Here is a 19,243-nt window from a genome sequence, read left to right as displayed (position 1 = left end):
TTACCTTTACTGAACTTTGCACGCAAATTCACGGTCTTACCCTTCACTATGACAAGGTGATTGCCTTATCATCAAATTTTCATCGGCAGGTATTGAGAGAGTTATCATCAATGAAGAAAAAGTCTTTAATTCTTAGTGCATTGGCAATTAGCCTCGGCCTGACGCTCAGCTCCGTACCGGTGGCCAACGCGGCCCTGCCCGTCGCCGTTCAGGGGCAGCCGCTGCCGAGCCTGGCACCGATGCTGGAAAAAGTCCTGCCCGCCGTAGTGAGCGTGCATGTCGCTGGCACTCAGGTGCAGCGTCAACAGCTGCCGGAAGAGTTCAAACGCTTCTTCGGCCCTAACTTCCCCGGTCAACAGCAGAGCTCCCGCCCGTTTGAAGGGCTGGGTTCCGGCGTCATCATCGACGCCACCAAAGGCTATGTGCTGACCAACAACCACGTCATCAACAACGCCGATAAAATCCGCGTGCAGTTGAACGACGGGCGCGAGCTGGACGCCAAGCTGGTTGGCCGCGATGAGCAATCCGATATCGCCTTGCTGCAGCTCAGCGACACCAAAAACCTGACCGCCATCAAGATGGCCGACTCCGATCAGCTGCGCGTCGGCGACTTTGCCGTCGCGGTCGGCAACCCGTTCGGCCTGGGCCAAACCGCTACCTCCGGCATTATCTCGGCGTTGGGGCGTTCCGGCCTGAATCTGGAAGGGCTGGAAAACTTCATTCAGACCGACGCCTCGATCAACCGCGGTAACTCCGGCGGCGCGCTGGTTAATCTGAATGGTGAGCTGATCGGCATCAATACCGCCATTTTGGCGCCGAGCGGCGGCAACGTCGGCATCGGCTTCGCTATTCCGAGCAATATGGCGCAGAACCTGAGCCAGCAGCTGATTGAATTCGGCGAAGTGAAACGCGGCCTGCTGGGCATCAAGGGCAGCGAAATGACTCCGGATATGGCCAAAGCCTTCAACACCGACGCACAGCGCGGCGCCTTCGTCAGCGAAGTGTTGCCGAAATCCGCCGCCGCCAAGGCCGGCATCAAGGCCGGCGATATTCTGGTTTCCGTCGACGGTAAACCGGTGAGCAGCTTCGCTGAGCTGCGCGCCAAGGTGGGCACCACCGCGCCGGGCAAAACCCTCAAAGTGGGCCTGCTGCGCGACGGCAAACCGCAGGAAGTCTCGGTCACGCTGGACAACAGCGAGAGCGCCTCGACCAATGCCGAAACGCTGTCGCCGGCGCTGCAGGGCGTCTCCCTCAGTAACGGCGCGTTGCCGAGCGGTGACAAGGGTGTGAAGGTGGAGAACGTGGATAAAGGGTCAACGGCGGCGCAGATCGGCCTGCAGAAAGGCGACGTGATCATCGGCGTCAACCGTCAGCGCGTGGACAACATCACTACGCTGCGCAAAGTGCTGGAGGCCAAGCCACCGGTGATGGCGCTCAATATCGTGCGCGGTAACGAAACCATTTATCTGCTACTGCGTTAATTTGTGCAAAAACCGGGCTCGGTGACATACTGCGCCCGGTTAACTCATGCTATCCTCCGAACATCGTTCACCACACCACGAAAACTCCATGTTTGCTAAGCTCTTGCGTTCTGTCGTTATCGGTCTCATCGTTGCCGGCCTGCTGTTGGTCGCTCTGCCCATGCTGCGCTCTTCCAACGGCCTGTTTGCAGAGAAAACCGAGAATACCAGCGACGAAACGCCGGTGAGCTACAACAAGGCGGTGCGCCGCGCCGCCCCCGCCGTGGTGAACATCTACAACCGCAACCTGAACGGCGCCGCCAATGTGCTGTCGCTCGGTTCCGGCGTGATCATGAACGAACGCGGCTATATCATCACCAACCGCCACGTGATCAAAGACGCTCAGCAGATCACCGTGGTGTTGCAGGATGGCCGCCGCTACGAAGCACTGTTGGTCGGCTCCGACGGCCTGACCGATTTGGCGGTGCTGAAGATCGATCCCGGCAATTTACCGGTGATCCCGACCAATAAAAATCGCGTTGCCCACGTCGGCGACGTGGTGCTGGCAATCGGCAACCCGTATAACCTGGGGCAAACCGTGACTCAGGGCATTCTCAGCGCTACCGGGCGCATCAGTATGAGCACCACCGGCCGCCAGACGTTCCTGCAGACCGACGCATCAATCAACCGCGGCAACTCCGGCGGCGCGCTGGTCAACTCGCTGGGTGAGCTGATCGGCATCAATACCCTGACCTATGACAAAATCACCGACGGCGAAACGCCGGAGGGTCTCGGTTTTGCCATTCCGATCGAGCTGGCCACCAAAATCATGGACAAGCTGATCCGCGACGGCCGCGTGATCCGTGGCTATTTCGGCATTCAGGGCAAAGAGATCATTCCGCTGCGCTCCTCCAATTCCGGCATCGATCGCCTGCAGGGCATCATCGTGACCGAAATTACGCCGAACGGCCCGGCGAGCAGCGCCGGTTTCCAGATCAACGACATCATCATCAACGTGGATAACAAACCGGCGGTGTCCGTGCTGGAAACCATGGATCAGGTAGCGGAGATCAGACCGGGCACCGAGATACCGGTCATCGTGCTGCGCGACGGCAAACGCATTACGCTGAAAATGACGGTGGGTGAATTCCCGGAAGACAGCAATTAAAAAAGGGCCGGCATTGATAGCCGGCCCTTTGATTTTCATCCTGCCGACGCAGCCGCGCCGGCGCTAATGCCTTACTCGCCTTTCACACGCTCGATGTTCGCACCCAGCGCGCGCAGCTTGTCTTCAATACGCTCATAGCCGCGATCGATGTGATAGATGCGATCGACGACGGTCACGCCGTCGGCGATACAGCCGGCGATCACCAGGCTAGCGGAAGCGCGCAGATCGGTCGCCATCACCTGAGCGCCGGACAGCTGCTCAACGCCATGGCAGATCACGGTATTGCTCTCGATTTCCGCGTGTGCGCCCATGCGGATCAATTCCGGCACGTGCATGAAGCGGTTTTCGAAGATGGTCTCGGTGATAACGCCGGTGCCTTCCGCCACCAGGTTCAACAGGCTGAACTGGGCCTGCATGTCGGTCGGGAAGCCCGGGTGCGGCGCGGTGCGCACGGTGACCGCTTTCGGGCGTTTACCGTGCATGTCCAGGCTGATCCAGTCTTCACCCACTTCGATATCGGCACCGGCTTCGCGCAGCTTGGCCAGCACCGCATCCAGCGTATCCGGGCGGGTGTTGCGGCACATCACTTTGCCACCGGAAACCGCGGCGGCGATCAGGAAGGTCCCGGTCTCGATGCGGTCAGGCAGCACGCGATACACGCCGCCGCCCAGACGCTCGACGCCTTCGATGGTGATCTTGTCGCTACCGGCGCCGCTGATCTTCGCGCCCAGCGTATTGAGGAAGTTGGCGGTATCGACAATTTCCGGCTCACGTGCGGCGTTCTCGATAACGGTGGTGCCGGTCGCCAGAGTCGCGGCGCTCATGATGGTTACGGTCGCGCCCACGCTCACCTTGTCCATGACGATGTGCGCGCCCTTCAGACGGCCCTCGACGGACGCCTTAACGTAGCCTTCTTCCAGCTTGATCTCGGCACCCAGTTGCTCCAGGCCGGTGATGTGCAGATCGACCGGACGCGCGCCGATCGCGCAGCCCCCCGGCAGGGAAACCTGACCGCGGCCGAAGCGCGCCACCAGCGGCCCCAGCGCCCAGATGGAAGCGCGCATGGTTTTCACCAGATCGTAAGGGGCGCAGAACTCGTTCACGCCGCTGGCGTCCACGAAGACCGAACCGTTGCGCTCAATCTTGGTACCCAACTGGTTGAGTAGTTTAATGGTGGTGTCGATGTCCTTCAGCTTAGGGACATTCTGCAGCTCGACCGGCTCTTCCGCCAACAGGGCGGCGAACAGGATCGGCAGGGCGGCGTTTTTGGCCCCGGAAATAGACACTTCACCGCTCAGGCGGGTCCGACCCTGCACACGAAATTTATCCATCTGACTACTCTCTGTTATCTAATCTGAAGCTGCCCGCCCAGCAGGGCAAACAGCCTTAAAATCCGTTGAGTTTGCGGTCTCGCTGCCACTCTTCAGGGGTGTACGCCTTGATAGACAAGGCATGAATGCGGTTGTCAGCAATGTATTCCATCAGCGGTGCGTAAACCGTCTGCTGTTTTTTGACGCGGCTCATGCCGGCGAACAGTTCACCGACCACGATCGCTTGAAAATGGCTGCCGTCGCCCGTCACATGTGCTTCATCCAGTGCCAATGCCTGCATCAGCACGTCTTTAATCTCGTTGGTTTCCATAGTATCCAGTTCTGCCGCTAAAGGATCATAAACAGCCTAGTATCTTAGTGGAATACGATGTTTTCTTAAACTAAAGAAAAAGCCCCTGCATAACAGGGGCTTTGTATCGTTTTACCACGCAATGGCGGCGTAAAACGCCGCTAACCGACGGTATCGACAGGCATTATCGCCTGCAGGTTGTAGAGCGCGATCAGCGTTTTCAGGCGCTCGGTGGCGCCGAAAATTTTCAGCGCTACGCCGCGTTGGCGCTGCTCTTCCTGCAGATGCAGCAACAGCGCCAGCCCGGCGGAGTCCACGCGCTGCAGTTGCGCCACGTCGATCGCGGTTTTATCCGCCATCAGCGCGTCGCGCTGCCGCCACAGCGGCTGCAGCGTTTCCCGATCCAGTTCACCGCGCAGGATCAGCGTCTGCTGCTCTGATTCGAAGCTGAGCGCTGCCGACATCAGTTTTTCTTGTCCAGCGTGATAGGCTGCGCGGCGGCGGCCTGCAGCTGTTTGGTCAGGCCGTCGATGCCCTGAGTACGCAGCGTAGACGCCCACTCGTTCTGCTTGGTGGTGATCATGCTGACGCCTTCGGCGATCATGTCATACGCCTGCCAGTAGCCGGTTTTGCTGTTCTTGCGCCATTGGAAATCCAGACGCACCGGCGGACGGCCGCCGTTGTCGATGATGGTGACGCGAATAGCCACGATATCGGCATTGCCCAGCGGCTGTTCAGGCGCGATCTGGTAAGTCTGGCCGTGATACATCGCCAGCGCCTGGCCGTAAGCCTGCTCCAGGTAAGCCTGGAAGGCGGTGAAGTAAGCTTCGCGCTGCGCAGGCGTTGCCTCTTTGTAGTAACGCCCCAGCACCAGCGCGCCGGCGTATTTCACCTGCACGAACGGCATCAGTTCCTGATGCACGATGGCACGCAGGTAGTTCGGGTCCTGCTTGATCTTCGGCTGTTCGTTCTTCAAACGGCTGAAAGTCTTCTGCGCCGCGTCTTGCATCATGCTGTAAGGATTGGTTTGGTCGGCTGCGCTCGCCAGCGGTGCAACCACCAGCAGAGCCACCATCAGTAAACGTTTAAACATGCAGGTATCCTCTCTTAATGATTTGGAACAGCGGGTTGCGGTGCGGCGCCGGCAGCCGGCTCAGCGGCCGCGTCTCCCGATTTGGCGCTGTCCTGACCGCCGCTTTTATACAGGAACTGGCCGATCAGGTCTTCCAGAACCATGGCTGATTTGGTGTCCTGAATGGTACCCCCGTCTTTCAGGATGGTGGTACCCATCTCAGGATCTTCAAAGCCCACGTTAAGCGCCAGGTATTGCTCGCCCAGCAGGCCGGAGGTGCGGATCGCCAGCGAGCTGGTATCTGGGATTTGGTCGTACCTTTTCTGGATATCCAGCGCCACGCGCGGCGTGTAGGTTTTCGAATCGAGTTCGATGTCAGCCACGCGGCCGATCACCACGCCGCCAATCTTCACCGGCGAACGCGGTTTCAGGCCGCCGATGTTGTCGAACGTTGCGTAAATGCGGTAGGTCGGCTCGCTGCCGATCGATTTAAGGTTCGCCACCTGCAGGCAGATAAACACGATGGCGCACAGCGCGATCAGCATAAATGCCCCAACCCAGATTTCACTCTTCTTCGTTTGCATCGAATCAATTCCCAAACATCAGTGCTGTCAGCACGAAATCCAATCCCAACACCGCCAGTGACGAATGCACCACGGTACGCGTCGTCGCCCGGCTAATCCCTTCAGAGGTAGGCACGGCGTCGTACCCGTTGAAAATGGCAATCCAGGTTACGGTAATGGCGAATACCACGCTCTTGATCAGGCAGTTGAGCAGATCTTTTTTCCACTCCACGGCGCCCTGCATCGCCGACCAGAAGAAGCCGCTGTCGATGCCTTTCCAGTCCACGCCGACCACCGAGCCGCCCCAAATGCCGATCGCCACGAAAATGATGGTCAACAGCGGCATGCTGATCAGCCCCGCCCAGAAGCGCGGCGCCACGATGCGCCGCAGCGGATCGACCGCCATCATTTCCAGGCTGGAGATCTGCTCCGTCGCCTTCATCAGGCCGATTTCCGCCGTGAGCGCGGAACCGGCGCGGCCGGCGAACAGCAGCGCCGTGACCACCGGCCCCAGTTCGCGCAGCAGCGACAGCGCCACCATCATGCCGAGGCTGGCCTCGGCGCTGTAGGTGGTGAGCACGATATAGCCCTGCAGGCCCAGCACCATGCCGATAAACAGCCCGGAAACCATGATGATCAGCAGCGACTGCACGCCGACGCTGTAGAGCTGTTTCAACAACAGCGGCCACTGCTTGCCGGGTTCCGGCCGGCCAATCAACGCGTTGAACAGCATCAACCCGGCGCGGCCGAAGCTGGCGCTGGTGTTGATGCCACTGCGCCCCAACGACGCTAACGCTCTTAATAACATGAGCTTATTTACTCCCTAAGCCTAGCAGTTCGGCCTGATAATCCCCGGCCGGATAGCGGAACGGCACCGGCCCATCCGCTATACCATCCAGGAACTGGCGCACGCGCGCATCAGGATTGTTCTGCAATTGCTGCGTGGTGCCTTCAGCGATCACCCGGTGATCGGCCACGATGTAAGCGTAGTCAGCGATGCTCAGCACCTCCGGTACGTCGTGCGACACCACGATGCAGGTAATGCCCAGCGCATGGTTCAGCTCGTCGATCAGCTTGACCAGCACCCCCATGGTGATCGGATCCTGGCCAACGAAAGGTTCGTCGAACATGATCATTTCCGGGTCCAGCGCGATCGCACGCGCCAACGCCGCCCGGCGCGCCATACCGCCGGAAAGCTCATTGGGCATCAGCTGAGCCGCGCCGCGCAGCCCCACGGCTTCCAGCTTCATCAGCACCGTGCTGCGCAACAAAGGCTCCGGCAGGTTGCTGTGCTCGCGCAGCGGGTAAGCCACGTTTTCGAATACGGTCAAATCGGTAAACAGCGCGCCCGACTGGAACAGCATGCTCATCTTTTTGCGCGCGTCGTATAACTGACGGCGGGACAACGCGGGAATGTTGTCGCCGTCGAACCAAATCTCCCCGCTGTCCGGCGCCAGCTGGCCGCCTATCAGGCGCAGCAGCGTGGTTTTGCCGATGCCCGATGGCCCCATGATCGCCGTGACCTTACCGCGAGGCACTGTCAGGTTGATGTCTTCAAATATCCGTCGGTCGCCGCGCGAGAAGCTCATGTCGCGCACTTCGACCAAATTATCTGCCTTTTGGAGCATGTTAATGGACCCTTTACGACTCATCTTTTGCTGAATCTACCCGTGATGTTAAAGCAATGGGCGCAATCCGTCTCATCTTTACAAAAACTTACTGCCATTTCGCAACCAATGGTGCCATTGGTTTTACTTTTCCGCGCCACCCGGTCAAAATTGGCGCCATAACGAAAAAAAACGAAACTGTTCAACAATTAGCCGGGAAAAACCGTTGCTGCGGCTCAAACGCGCGCAACGGAGGGCAAGCAATACCGCCGCATTGACGGCTTTAACCAACGAACCGGGATAATACCCGACAAAGGACCCTGCATGTTTCTCGCGATAGCATTATTAATCGTTGGTTTATTTCTACTGGTGTATGGTGCAGACCGCTTAGTTTATGGTGCTGCCGTGATTTCCCGCTCGCTCGGCGTACCGCCGTTGATCATCGGCATGACCATCGTCGGCATCGGCACGTCGCTGCCGGAGCTGATCGTGTCCACCACCGCCGCGTTGAACGGGCAGATAGATATGGCCGTTGGCAACGTATTAGGGTCCAACATCACCAACATCTTATTGATCCTGGGGGTGGCGGCGCTGATTCACCCGCTGGCCGCGCGCTCCGAGATACTGCGGCGCGAACTGCCGCTGATGTTAGCGGTCACAGTATTGTGCGGTTTCGTGTTGATGGACGGTACCCTGAGCAGGCTGGACGGCGTGCTGCTGCTGACCGCCGCCGCCGGCTTCATCTTGTTGATGCTGAAAATCGCGCGGCTGGCGCAGCGCGAGGGCAGTGACAGCCTGACTATGGAGCAGATCGCCGAACTGCCGCAGGACAGCAGCAATACCGTGGCGGTGCTGTGGCTGGTGCTGGCGTTTATCATTCTGCCGCTCTCTTCCAGAATGGTGGTCGATAATGCGACGGTGATTGCACACTATTTCGGCCTGAGCGAACTGGTGGTCGGTTTGACCATTATCGCCATCGGCACCAGCCTGCCCGAACTGGCCACCTCCATCGCCGGGGCGCTGAAGGGCGAGGATGATATGGCGATTGGGAATATCATCGGCTCCAATATTTTCAACACGGTTATCGTGCTGGGCGTACCCGCCCTGCTGTCGCCGGGCAGCGTGGATGCCGCCGCCTTCCAGCGCGATTACTGGGTGATGCTGGCGGCCAGCGTGCTGCTGAGCGTGCTGTGCATCGGCCGCAAACATCGCATCGGCCACCTGGCGGGCGCGCTGTTATTATGCGGCTTTATTGCGTATCTTGCGGTGCTGTTCTTTAACCCTTTCAGTACTTTCGGCTAAACCGACGGGAATGAGTATGTCGAACATTGAGTTGCAACCGGGCTTCGATTTTCAACAGGCCGGCAAAGAAGTGCTTCAGATAGAGCGTGAAGGGCTGGCTCAGCTCGACAGCTACATCAACGCGGACTTCACTCGCGCCTGCGAAACGATCGCCGCCTGCGGCGGCAAAGTGGTGGTGATGGGCATGGGCAAATCCGGCCATATCGGCTGCAAGATCGCCGCGACCTTCGCCAGCACCGGCACCCCCTCATTCTTCGTTCACCCGGCGGAAGCCAGCCATGGCGATTTGGGCATGGTCACCCCGCAGGACATCGTGCTCGCCATCTCCAACTCTGGCGAGTCCAGTGAGATCCTGGCGCTGATCCCGGTGTTGAAACGCCAACAGATCACCCTCATCTGCATGACCAACAATCCGGAAAGTTCGATGGGCAAAGCGGCGGATATCCACCTGTGCATCAAGGTGCCGCAGGAGGCCTGCCCGCTGGGGCTGGCGCCGACCACCAGCACCACCGCCACGCTGGTGATGGGCGATGCGCTGGCCGTCGCGCTGCTGAAGGCGCGCGGTTTCACGCCGGAAGATTTCGCGCTGTCGCATCCGGGCGGCGCACTCGGCCGCAAACTGCTGCTGCGGGTTAGCGATATCATGCACAGCGGCGACGAAATGCCCCACGTCAGCGCCGACGCCTCGTTGCGCGACGCGCTGCTGGAAATCACCCGCAAAAATCTGGGCCTGACGGTTGTCTGCGACGACCTGATGAAAATCGCCGGCATCTTCACCGACGGCGACCTGCGCCGGGTGTTCGACATGGGCATCAACCTGCACGAGGCGAAGATCGCCGATGTCATGACGCCGGGCGGCGTGCGGGTGCGCCCCAACATCCTGGCGGTCGATGCATTGAACCTGATGCAACAACGCCACATCACCGCGCTGCTGGTTGCCGATGGCGACCAACTGCTGGGTGTGGTACATATGCATGACATGCTGCGCGCCGGCGTCGTTTAATTAAGGAATAGAACGGAATGGGTATGGTAGAAACCTGCTACGGGCCGGTAGAACAAGAGGTTATGGCGCGTGCCGGTAACATCCGCCTGTTGATTTGCGACGTTGACGGCGTGCTGTCGGACGGCCTGATCTTCATGGGCAACAACGGTGAAGAACTGAAGGCGTTCAACGTGCGCGATGGCTACGGCATCCGCTGCTTGAAAACCTCGGACATCGAGGTGGCGATCATTACCGGACGCTCCGCCAAGCTGCTGGAAGACCGTGCGCAAACGCTCGGTATCACCCATCTGTATCAGGGGCAGTCCGATAAGCTTTTGGCCTTCCGTGTACTGTTGGATAAACTGTCGTTAACGGCGGATCAGGTCGCCTATATCGGCGATGACCTGATCGACTGGCCGGTGATGGCGCAGGTCGGCCTGGCGGTCGCGGTGGCGGACGCCCACCCGCTGCTGACGCCGCGCGCCCACTACGTCACCCGCATTGCCGGCGGCCGCGGCGCGGTACGCGAACTGTGCGACATCATTCTTTTGGCTCAAAATAAGCTGGAGGACGCCAAAGGGCTGTCGATATGAGTAAAACCAAACTGTGGATCACCATCCTGTTGACGGTGATCGTTCTGGCGCTGATCGGCTGGAACATGACGGACTTCAGCGACGACACGGCCCCGGGCCCGGTCAACGATCAGGATCCGACTTACCAGAGCCAGCACACGGTCACCGTGGTGTACAACCCAGCCGGCAAGCTGAATTATAAACTGGTGGCGGAAGATGCGAAGTATTACACCGCCGGCGAGCTGAGCTGGTTCACCCAGCCGGTGATGACGCTGTTCGATGAGAATGCGGTGGCCACCTGGTCAGTTCGCGCCGATCGCGCCAAACTGACTAAAGACCGGATGCTGTATCTGTATGGTCACGTCGAGGTTAACAGCCTGACCACCACCTCGCAGCTGGAAAAAATTAAGACGGACAACGCTCAGGTAAACCTGGTCACCCAGGACGTCACCTCCGATGACGAAGTCACGCTTTACGGGACCAATTTTACCTCTAACGGCATGAAAATGCGTGGGAACCTGCGGACCAAAACCGCTGAGCTGATTGATAAGGTTAAGACCAACTATGAAATTCAGAACCAAAAACCAACTCCGTAACCTGTTGCTCGGCAGCTTAGTTTTGGCCGCCAGCGCCCCCGCTCTGGCGCTGAAATCCGACTCCAGCCAGCCGGTCAGCATCGACTCGCTCAAGCAGTCGTTGGACATGCAAAGCAACGTCAGCACCTTCACTGACAACGTGGTGATCAAACAGGGCACCATCGATATTCGCGCCGACAAGGTGGTCGTCACCCGCCCGGGCGGAGATCAGAATAAGACCTATATTGAAGCGTTCGGCAACCCGGTAACCTTCTACCAGATGCAGGACAGCGGCAAGCCGGTCAAAGGCCACGCGCAAAAAGTGCGCTACGACGTGGCGACCCAGCTGGTGACCCTGACGGGCAACGCCTATCTGGAGCAGCTCGACAGCAACGTGAAAGGCGATCGCATCACCTATCTGGTGCAACAGCAGCAAATGCAGGCGTTTAGCGACAAAGGCAAACGCGTGACAACGGTTCTGGTACCGTCGCAGTTGCAAGACAAAAACGGGCAAAAAAAGAGTAACTAATCACTTATGGCAACACTCATCGCAGAAAACCTGGCGAAAGCCTACAAGGGCCGTAAAGTTGTCGAAGACGTCAGCCTGAAAGTGAAATCCGGCGAGATCGTCGGCCTGCTCGGGCCGAACGGCGCCGGTAAAACCACCACCTTCTACATGGTGGTCGGCATCGTGCCGCGCGACGCCGGGCGCATCGTGATCGACGAAGAAGACATCAGCCTGCTGCCGCTGCACGCCCGCGCGCGCCGCGGCATCGGCTATCTGCCGCAGGAAGCGTCGATCTTCCGCCGCCTGAGCGTGTACGACAACCTGATGGCGGTGCTGGAGATCCGTCCCGATCTCACCAGCGAACAGCGCGAAGACCGCGCCAAAGAGCTGATGGAAGAGTTCCATATCTCCCATCTGCGCGACAGCCTCGGCCAGGCGCTGTCCGGCGGCGAACGCCGCCGCGTCGAAATCGCCCGCGCGCTGGCGGCCAACCCGAAATTCATTCTGCTGGACGAACCCTTTGCCGGGGTGGATCCGATTTCCGTTATCGATATCAAGAAAATCATCGAGCACCTGCGTGACAGCGGCCTGGGCGTGCTGATCACCGACCACAACGTGCGCGAGACGCTGGACGTGTGTGAACGCGCCTACATCGTCAGCCAGGGCAAACTGATTGCCCACGGCACGCCGGATGCTATTCTGGCCGACGAGCAGGTTAAACGCGTTTATCTGGGCGAAGAGTTCCGCCTCTAAGCGCCGGCGCGCCCTGCGGGGCGACACCGTTAACGGAAGTAGACAGAAAACTATGAAGCAAGGTTTGCAACTCAGGCTCAGCCAACAGCTGGCCATGACACCTCAGCTCCAGCAGGCGATCCGCCTGCTGCAGTTGTCCACGCTTGAGCTTCAGCAAGAGATCCAGCTGGCGCTGGAGAGCAATCCGCTGCTTGAACAGACCGATCTGCACGACGAAATCGACGCCAAAGAAACCCAGGAGACCGAGGGGCTCGATACCCGCGAGGCGCTGGAACAGAAAGACATGCCGGAAGAGCTGCCGCTGGACGCCACCTGGGATGAGATCTACACCGCCGGCACACCGTCCGGCACCGGCACCGACTACAGCGACGACGAGCTGCCGGTCTATCAGGGCGAAACCACCCAAACGCTGCAGGATTATCTGATGTGGCAGGTGGATCTGACGCCGTTTTCCGATACCGATGCCGCCATCGCCACTTCCATCGTCGACGCGGTGGATGACACCGGCTATCTCACCGTCCCGCTGGAAGACATCCTGGAAAGCCTGGGCGACGAGAACGTGACCCTCGAGGAAGTCGAGGCGGTGCTGAAGCGCGTGCAGCGTTTTGATCCGATCGGCGTCGCCGCGCGCGATCTGCGCGATTGCCTGCTGGTGCAGCTCTCCCAATACGCCAAAGATACGCCTTATCTGGCCGAAGCGCGGCTGATCATCAGCGAGCATCTGGATCTGTTGGCCAACCATGACTTTCGCAGCCTGATGCGATCAACCCGGCTAAAAGAAGATACACTGAAAGAAGCGATGCTGCTGATTCAGTCGCTCGATCCGCGCCCGGGGCAGTCGATCAATACCGGCGAATCGGAATATGTGATTCCGGACGTGCTGGTACGCAAGACGCAGAACAAATGGACGGTCGAGCTCAACGGCGACAGCGTGCCGCGTTTGAAGATCAATCAGCAGTACGCCGCGCTGGGCAACAGCGCCCGCAGCGAAGCCGACGGCCAGTTTATCCGCAGCAACCTGCAGGAAGCCAAGTGGTTGATTAAAAGCCTGGAGAGCCGCAACGAAACGCTGCTGAAGGTCACCCGCTGCATCGTCAGCCAGCAGCAGGCGTTCTTCGAGCAAGGCGAAGAGTTTATGAAACCCATGGTGCTGGCGGATATCGCCCAGGCTGTGGAGATGCATGAATCGACGATCTCGCGCGTTACCACGCAGAAGTTTCTGCACAGCCCGCGCGGCATTTTCGAATTGAAATATTTCTTCTCCAGCCACGTGAATACCGACAGCGGCGGCGAAGCCTCCTCGACGGCGATCCGCGCGTTGGTGAAGAAATTGATTGCGGCGGAAAACCCCGCCAAACCACTCAGCGACAGCAAGCTGGCCACCCTGCTCGCCGATCAGGGGATCATCGTGGCCCGGCGCACCGTCGCCAAGTACCGAGAGTCTTTGTCCATCCCGCCGTCGAACCAGCGTAAACAGTTGGTTTGACCTCTATTGAGAAGGAAGACACTATGCAGCTCAACATTACCGGACACCACATCGAAATCACCGATCCGTTGCGCGAGTTCGTGAACAACAAGTTCGCCAAACTCGAACAGTATTTTGATCGCATCAATCAGGTGTATGTTGTATTAAGTGTGGAAAAAGTGCAGCAAATTGCGGAAGCAACGGTGCACGTGAATGGAGGCGAGTTGCACGCCACCTCGGAAGACGAGAATATGTATGCCGCAATTGATACGCTGATCGACAAATTGGCACGTCAATTGAACAAACATAAAGACAAATTGAAGCAACACTGACACCCTAACCCATTCCGTGAGGTTGCCTCCGTCGCCGCCTCGCCCTTCGGCGCGTGACCCGCATGGGTGACGCGCCGAACGGTAATCAGGGTTAAAACCGACGAAAAACCGCCTTGCCGGGCGCGCCCGGCGGCGCGGTTTTAAGTGAAGATGAGATGAACAACGAATATATGCAATTAAGCTCGGTGTTAAACATCGAGTGCACCAAAAGCTCGGTACACTGCACCAGCAAGAAACGGGCTTTGGAAATTATCAGCGAACTGGCCGCCAAACAGCTCAATCTGCCTTCGCAGGTGGTGTTTGACGCGGTTCTCACCCGGGAACGCATGGGCAGCACCGGTATCGGCAACGGTATCGCCATTCCCCACGGCAAACTGGAAGAGGACACACTGCGGGCCGTTGGCGTGTTTATCCGTCTCGACCAACCCATCGCTTTCGACGCTATCGACAACCAGCCGGTCGACCTGCTGTTCGCGCTGCTGGTGCCTGCCGATCAGTGCAAAACCCATTTGCATACCCTGTCGCTGGTCGCCAAACGCCTGGCCGACAAAACCGTATGCCGCCGCCTGCGCGCCGCGCAAAGCGACGAAGAACTTTACCAAATCATCACCGAGTGATACCCGGTCGGCGTGACTTCCAGCCCGGATAACGTTACTGTTTCACGATGATGGATCCGGCCTCGGCCGGAATAACAAAGTTTACACCGGTGGCGATGAACGCCACCGCGATGCCAGGGGAGTTGCCACATGGTGCTGATGATTGTCAGCGGCCGTTCCGGTTCCGGAAAATCCGTCGCCTTGCGGGCGCTGGAAGACATGGGTTTTTACTGCGTTGACAACCTGCCGGTAGTTCTGCTGCCGCAGCTCGCCAATACGCTGGCGGAACGCAATATCTCCGCGGCGGTCAGCATCGACGTGCGCAACATGCCGGAATCGCCGGAAGTGTTCGAATACGCGATGACTCAGCTGCCGGACAGCTTCTCGCCGCAGCTGCTGTTCCTCGACGCCGATCGCAACACGCTGATCCGCCGTTACAGCGACACCCGCCGCCTGCACCCGCTCTCCAGCAAAAACCTGTCGCTGGAAAGCGCGATCGACGAAGAGAGCGATCTGCTCGAACCGCTGCGCTCCCGGGCCGACCTGATTATCGACACCTCGGAAATGTCGGTGCACGAACTGGCCGAAATGCTGCGCACCCGCCTGCTCGGCAAGCGCGAGCGCGAACTGACGATGGTGTTCGAATCCTTCGGCTTCAAGCACGGCATTCCGATCGACGCCGACTACGTGTTCGACGTGCGCTTCCTGCCTAACCCGCACTGGGATCCGAAGCTGCGGCCGATGACCGGTCTGGACAAGCCGGTAGCGTCGTTCCTCGATCGCCATACCGAAGTGCATAACTTCATCTACCAGACCCGCAGCTATCTGGAACAGTGGCTGCCGATGCTGGAAACCAACAACCGCAGCTACCTGACGGTCGCCATCGGCTGTACCGGCGGCAAACACCGTTCGGTGTACGTGGCGGAACAGCTGGCCGATTACTTCCGCTCGCGCGGCAAGAACGTGCAATCGCGCCACCGCACGCTGGAAAAGCGCAAGCAATGACGGTCAAACAGACGGTTGAAATCAAAAACAAGCTGGGCATGCACGCGCGCCCGGCGATGAAACTGTTCGAACTGGTGCAAAGCTTCGACGCCGAAGTGATGCTGCGCAACGAAAGCGGCACCGAAGCCGAAGCCAGCAGCGTCATCGCGCTGCTGATGCTGGACTCCGCCCAAGGTCGGCACATCGAAGTCGAAGCGACCGGCCCCGATGAAGTCAACGCGCTGGCGGCGGTGGTCGAGCTGTTCAACTCCGGGTTTGATGAAGATTAGTCGCTGAGGGCACTTCTGCGCCCAATCACTCACATGCCCCTCAACTCCGGCTCAGGCAGTCCAGCGCCACCGCTTTGAAGCTGTCGAAGCTGTCGCTGCCCAGCAGGCGGCTCATTGAGCGTTCACGCACGAAGGTGACGAACAGCTCGTAGATCGCCATCGCCTCTTCATAGTCGCTCTTGCTGATCGCCAGCAGGAAAATCACGTGCGCGATCTCACCTTCCCCCCAGGCGACCCCCTGCGGCGCTAGCAGCGTCACTACCACGGTCTTTTTCGCCAGCAGCCCCAGCGAGTGCGGCAGCGCGATGCCTTCACCCAGCAGCGTGGAGACGATCGCCTCACGTTCGACCAGCGACGGATAAAAGTCCGCGCCGACGTACCCTTCCTGCTCCAGCTGGCCGCACACCCGGCTGAACAGCTCCGCCTGCGTCAGCGGCTCGTTGAGCACCATGAAATGCTCGGCGTCGAAAAACTTCTCCAGCATGTACGGTTTGGTGCGATCCACCAGCACCAGCTTGCCCAGTTGCTCCAGCTGATAATCGGTCGGGAACGGCGACATTACCACCACCGGCTTGTTCTTTTCGCCGATGCGGGCGTTGGAAATCACGAAGTCTTCGTCGATGTGCGCAAGCATCTCGTAATCGCGCAGCGAGACGATGCGCGTCATCACCAGCTGCGGGTACTTGCGCGCAATCTGCGCCTGGATCATCCGCACCGTTGAGTTGCCGGTATCGCACACCAGCATCACCTGCGGGTGGCGTTCATAACCGATGTTGTAATGCCGCTCCAGCCCCACGCCAATATGTAACACCAGATAGCCTATCTCGTTCTCGCTCAGGGTATAGGGGGTGTATTTGCCCCAGCTGGAGACCGCCGCCAGCGTCACGTCGTAAGCCATCGGATAGTGCTGCTTGATATTGGCCAACAGCGGATTGGGGATGTTGATCTGGTATTTCACCCGCGTAATCATGGTTTTGATATGGGTAAGCAGATCGGCCCGCAGCTGCTCGTCGCCCTGCAGGTTGTAGTTATAGTGTGCGTTGATGTAGGACAGGATGTAGTCCACCAACGCTTCTTCATCGTCGGCATTGATCTCGGTCGGTTGCACGTCCTGCACGCGGCGCGCGGCGATGTTGACCCGCAGATAGGCCTCTTCGGCCATCGAGATCTCTTTGCCGGAGGCCGCACGCAGCTCCGCCGCCAGGCGGGTCGACACCTGGCGCACCGCGTCGTCGCCGTCTTCCACCTCGAAGTCCGGCAGCGGATAGCCGTCGTTGATGCGCCGCAGCGCCACCGCGCAGTAGAAAATCAGGTACTGTTCGCCCTCATCGGTCAGGCGAATGGCATATTGCGACAACAGCGGATGCAGCAATCCGGCGAACGCCGCTACCTGCGGCTGCAGCAGGATCTCGTTGTTGAGCAGCGGGTTCTCGGCATCGGCCAGCTGCAGCTGGAACAGCAGATCGGTGAGGCAGGCGCGGATCGCCATCTCGGCGCCGAACAGCTTCATGCCGTAGCGCGGTTTGGTTTCGATCGTCAATTGATAGTGCGCCAGACGTTCCCTCACCTCAGCCATGTCGTTTTGCAACGTGCCGCGGCTGACGAACCACTCGTCGGCCAGATCTTCCAGTTTAAGGGAGAAGGCTGAGGTCAAAAAACGCACCAGCAGATAATGCACCCGCTCTTGCGCGCTGCGCGGGGTAGCATGCTTGCGGCGCTCCTGATGCTGCAGGGCGCTGAACAGCGCGGCGTTATCGACCTGCAGGCGATAGCCGGCCCCACGGCTATGCACGAAACGCGCGCCGTACTTGTCCAGGATCTCGTTCAGCGCGGTGATATCCGCCCGCACCGTGCGGGTTGACACGGCGAAACGCTTCGCCAGCTCATCCTGCGGCAAAGTCTCGGTTTGCAAAGCATCGAACAAGTAAGCCAAACGCGGGTAAGGAAATCGCACCATTCTGTATCCGTCAATCAGGCGGCCCACCCGGCGAACCGGGCGGGCCACGGGTTACTTCGCCGGCGGCAGAAACGCCATTTGCGAGGGGCTGCCGATCGGCAGATAGCCGCCCACAAAGCTGAGCTTGCCGTCCGTCGGGTTGACGCTGAAGCGAGTGACGTTATCGCTGCGCTGGTTCAACGCATACAGATAGCGGCCATCCAAGCTCAGCGCCAGCGAACGCGGGTAATCGCCGCGGGTCCAGGTTTCCGCCACCGGTTTCAACTCGCCGCCGGCGCCCACGCTGAACTGGGCAATGCTGTTATGCAGCCGGTTGGCGACGTACAACGTGTCGCCGTTCTTGCTGAGCGCCAGCCCCGAAGCGAAGCTGGTGCCCTGATAGTCGGCGGGCAGCGCGGAAACTGCATGCAGTTGTTTCAGAGTACCTTTTTGGCGATCAAAACGGTAGCTGGTCAACGTCGAAGCCTCTTCGTTCACCAGCAGCACGGTGTCGCCATCCGGATGAAACACAAAGTGACGCGGGCCGGCGCCGGCGGACGAGGCAGCGATCCACGGTGGATCGTTCGGCGTCAGCCGGCCGCTCGAGGCGTCAAAGCGCCATTGGTAGATGCGATCCAATCCCAGATCGGTAGAGAACACAAACTTGCCGCTGGGATCGCTGGCGATCATATGGGCATGCGGGCCGTTGTGATCGCTGATGGCGAAGCTGCCGTTCACCGCCGCCGCCGGTTTGGCCGCGCCCGCCGGCCCCTGCTGTTGCTGCACCGAGCTGGCGGCGCCCAGGCTGCCGTCCGCTTCAATCGGGAAAGCCGCCACGCTGCCGCTGACGTAGTTCGCCACCAGCAGATGGCGGCCGTCCGGCGTCGAGGAGAGATACACCGGCCCTGCCCCCTGCGAATCCACCTGGTTGAGCTGCGTCAGTGCGCCATCGGCCGGATTGACCCGGTAGGCGGTGATGCCGCCGTGCTTACCGCCGTTGAAATCGGCCACTTCGCTGGCGACATACAGCGTTTTGCCGCCGACGCCCAGCGTCAGCTGCGCCGGATTCGGCACGTTGCTGACCAGCGTGGCGTGGCTCAGCGCGCCGCTGGCCGGATCGACCTGCACCCGGTAAACGCCTTCGCCGTTGGGATTGTAGGTGCCGATATAGGCAAAATGAGATGACGTGGAGTTCATTGCATCCTCAGCATGCAGCGCCGGGCCGGTCACGGCCAGCAGCGCCAGGAACAACGCGGTGCGTCGGGTTGGAACCTGCCAGTGTCGCATAGTAATCCTCAGTATATATCCGTCATCTTTCAAGCCGCAGCGTTGTTGGCTGCCCGCACTCACCCCAGTCACTTACTTAAGTAAGCTCCTGGGGTGAGTGCGCTTGCCGCCTAGCTGCAACTTGAAAGCTATAGGCTATAGGTAACGGCGGCGCGGCATGCCGCGCCACGG

22 protein-coding genes are annotated in these 19,243 nt (G+C 59.5%); 13 read left to right on the top strand and 9 right to left on the bottom strand.

Features of this window, described 5'->3' with window-relative positions; translation table 11 throughout:
- Window positions 1-110 precede the first annotated feature (110 nt).
- A complete protein-coding gene (gene degQ / locus FOT55_RS05160) occupies window positions 111-1,481 on the top strand; it encodes a serine endoprotease DegQ (protein WP_142591213.1) in 1,371 nt (456 codons plus the stop codon).
- Between the two features lie 88 nt (window positions 1,482-1,569).
- Window positions 1,570-2,628, top strand: a complete 1,059-nt coding sequence (degS, locus tag FOT55_RS05155; protein ID WP_025304369.1) for an outer membrane-stress sensor serine endopeptidase DegS — start codon at window positions 1,570-1,572, stop codon at window positions 2,626-2,628.
- Window positions 2,629-2,699: 71 nt separating this feature from the next.
- Here the strand turns inward: degS and murA are convergent, their stop codons facing one another.
- The 7 genes from murA to mlaF form a co-directional block, all read right to left on the bottom strand.
- Entirely contained in the window at window positions 2,700-3,959 is a 1,260-nt protein-coding gene (gene murA / locus FOT55_RS05150; RefSeq protein ID WP_004937068.1) for a UDP-N-acetylglucosamine 1-carboxyvinyltransferase, read from the bottom strand.
- Between the two features lie 55 nt (window positions 3,960-4,014).
- Window positions 4,015-4,269 (bottom strand): BolA family iron metabolism protein IbaG, encoded by a 255-nt coding sequence (gene ibaG, locus FOT55_RS05145; protein ID WP_025304370.1) that lies wholly within the window; start codon window positions 4,267-4,269, stop codon window positions 4,015-4,017.
- Window positions 4,270-4,409: 140 nt separating this feature from the next.
- Complete coding sequence (mlaB, locus tag FOT55_RS05140) at window positions 4,410-4,712, bottom strand: lipid asymmetry maintenance protein MlaB (protein ID WP_025304371.1); 303 nt, start codon at window positions 4,710-4,712, stop codon at window positions 4,410-4,412.
- Entirely contained in the window at window positions 4,712-5,341 is a 630-nt protein-coding gene (gene mlaC / locus FOT55_RS05135) for a phospholipid-binding protein MlaC (RefSeq protein WP_025304372.1), read from the bottom strand. The genes mlaB and mlaC overlap by 1 nt, the downstream gene beginning before the upstream one ends.
- Before the next feature lie 14 nt (window positions 5,342-5,355).
- On the bottom strand, window positions 5,356-5,904 hold the full coding sequence (gene mlaD, locus FOT55_RS05130; RefSeq protein ID WP_147823190.1) for an outer membrane lipid asymmetry maintenance protein MlaD: 549 nt from the start codon (window positions 5,902-5,904) through the stop codon (window positions 5,356-5,358).
- 4 nt (window positions 5,905-5,908) lie between these two features.
- Window positions 5,909-6,691, bottom strand: a complete 783-nt coding sequence (gene mlaE, locus FOT55_RS05125) for a lipid asymmetry maintenance ABC transporter permease subunit MlaE (RefSeq protein WP_004937059.1) — start codon at window positions 6,689-6,691, stop codon at window positions 5,909-5,911.
- A gap of 4 nt (window positions 6,692-6,695) precedes the next feature.
- The gene (gene mlaF, locus FOT55_RS05120; RefSeq protein ID WP_043141965.1) at window positions 6,696-7,511 is read right to left on the bottom strand and encodes a phospholipid ABC transporter ATP-binding protein MlaF; all 816 of its coding nucleotides are present in this window, start codon (window positions 7,509-7,511) and stop codon (window positions 6,696-6,698) included.
- A 303-nt stretch (window positions 7,512-7,814) separates the two neighbouring features.
- Here mlaF and FOT55_RS05115 point away from each other — a divergent pair, with 303 nt between their 5' ends.
- From FOT55_RS05115 to npr, 11 genes are all read left to right on the top strand, one after another.
- Entirely contained in the window at window positions 7,815-8,792 is a 978-nt protein-coding gene (locus FOT55_RS05115; protein WP_033644493.1) for a calcium/sodium antiporter, read from the top strand.
- A 16-nt stretch (window positions 8,793-8,808) separates the two neighbouring features.
- Window positions 8,809-9,795, top strand: coding sequence for an arabinose-5-phosphate isomerase KdsD (gene kdsD / locus FOT55_RS05110; protein WP_025304376.1), 987 nt, complete (start codon window positions 8,809-8,811; stop codon window positions 9,793-9,795).
- A 17-nt stretch (window positions 9,796-9,812) separates the two neighbouring features.
- Window positions 9,813-10,367, top strand: coding sequence for a 3-deoxy-manno-octulosonate-8-phosphatase KdsC (gene kdsC, locus FOT55_RS05105; RefSeq protein WP_147823189.1), 555 nt, complete (start codon window positions 9,813-9,815; stop codon window positions 10,365-10,367).
- The gene (lptC, locus tag FOT55_RS05100; protein WP_004937047.1) at window positions 10,364-10,942 is read left to right on the top strand and encodes an LPS export ABC transporter periplasmic protein LptC; all 579 of its coding nucleotides are present in this window, start codon (window positions 10,364-10,366) and stop codon (window positions 10,940-10,942) included. The genes kdsC and lptC overlap by 4 nt, the downstream gene beginning before the upstream one ends.
- Entirely contained in the window at window positions 10,911-11,450 is a 540-nt protein-coding gene (gene lptA / locus FOT55_RS05095) for a lipopolysaccharide ABC transporter substrate-binding protein LptA (RefSeq protein ID WP_025304377.1), read from the top strand. The genes lptC and lptA overlap by 32 nt, the downstream gene beginning before the upstream one ends.
- Window positions 11,451-11,456: 6 nt before the next feature.
- The gene (lptB, locus tag FOT55_RS05090; protein ID WP_004937040.1) at window positions 11,457-12,182 is read left to right on the top strand and encodes an LPS export ABC transporter ATP-binding protein; all 726 of its coding nucleotides are present in this window, start codon (window positions 11,457-11,459) and stop codon (window positions 12,180-12,182) included.
- Window positions 12,183-12,234: 52 nt separating this feature from the next.
- Window positions 12,235-13,668, top strand: coding sequence for an RNA polymerase factor sigma-54 (rpoN, locus tag FOT55_RS05085; RefSeq protein WP_043141961.1), 1,434 nt, complete (start codon window positions 12,235-12,237; stop codon window positions 13,666-13,668).
- 23 nt (window positions 13,669-13,691) lie between these two features.
- The gene (gene hpf / locus FOT55_RS05080) at window positions 13,692-13,979 is read left to right on the top strand and encodes a ribosome hibernation promoting factor (RefSeq protein WP_004937038.1); all 288 of its coding nucleotides are present in this window, start codon (window positions 13,692-13,694) and stop codon (window positions 13,977-13,979) included.
- A 155-nt stretch (window positions 13,980-14,134) separates the two neighbouring features.
- A complete protein-coding gene (gene ptsN / locus FOT55_RS05075) occupies window positions 14,135-14,596 on the top strand; it encodes a PTS IIA-like nitrogen regulatory protein PtsN (protein WP_016930212.1) in 462 nt (153 codons plus the stop codon).
- A gap of 129 nt (window positions 14,597-14,725) precedes the next feature.
- Window positions 14,726-15,580 carry an RNase adapter RapZ gene (gene rapZ / locus FOT55_RS05070; RefSeq protein WP_015379177.1) on the top strand — a complete coding sequence of 285 codons (855 nt, stop codon included), beginning with the start codon at window positions 14,726-14,728 and terminating at the stop codon, window positions 15,578-15,580.
- A complete protein-coding gene (gene npr / locus FOT55_RS05065) occupies window positions 15,577-15,849 on the top strand; it encodes a PTS phosphocarrier protein NPr (protein WP_004937034.1) in 273 nt (90 codons plus the stop codon). Before rapZ ends, npr begins: the two co-directional genes overlap by 4 nt.
- A gap of 40 nt (window positions 15,850-15,889) precedes the next feature.
- Here the strand turns inward: npr and FOT55_RS05060 are convergent, their stop codons facing one another.
- Window positions 15,890-17,806, bottom strand: a complete 1,917-nt coding sequence (locus FOT55_RS05060) for a BglG family transcription antiterminator (RefSeq protein WP_049208316.1) — start codon at window positions 17,804-17,806, stop codon at window positions 15,890-15,892.
- A 51-nt stretch (window positions 17,807-17,857) separates the two neighbouring features.
- The gene (locus FOT55_RS05055; RefSeq protein ID WP_147823188.1) at window positions 17,858-19,072 is read right to left on the bottom strand and encodes a lactonase family protein; all 1,215 of its coding nucleotides are present in this window, start codon (window positions 19,070-19,072) and stop codon (window positions 17,858-17,860) included.
- Window positions 19,073-19,243: the final 171 nt, after the last annotated feature.

Origin of the sequence: Serratia bockelmannii (assembly GCF_008011855.1) — a bacterium.
Classification (GTDB): Bacteria; Pseudomonadota; Gammaproteobacteria; order Enterobacterales; family Enterobacteriaceae; genus Serratia; species Serratia bockelmannii.
Note: the sequence above shows the minus strand (reverse complement) of the source record. Positions and strands in the feature narration are given on the sequence as shown.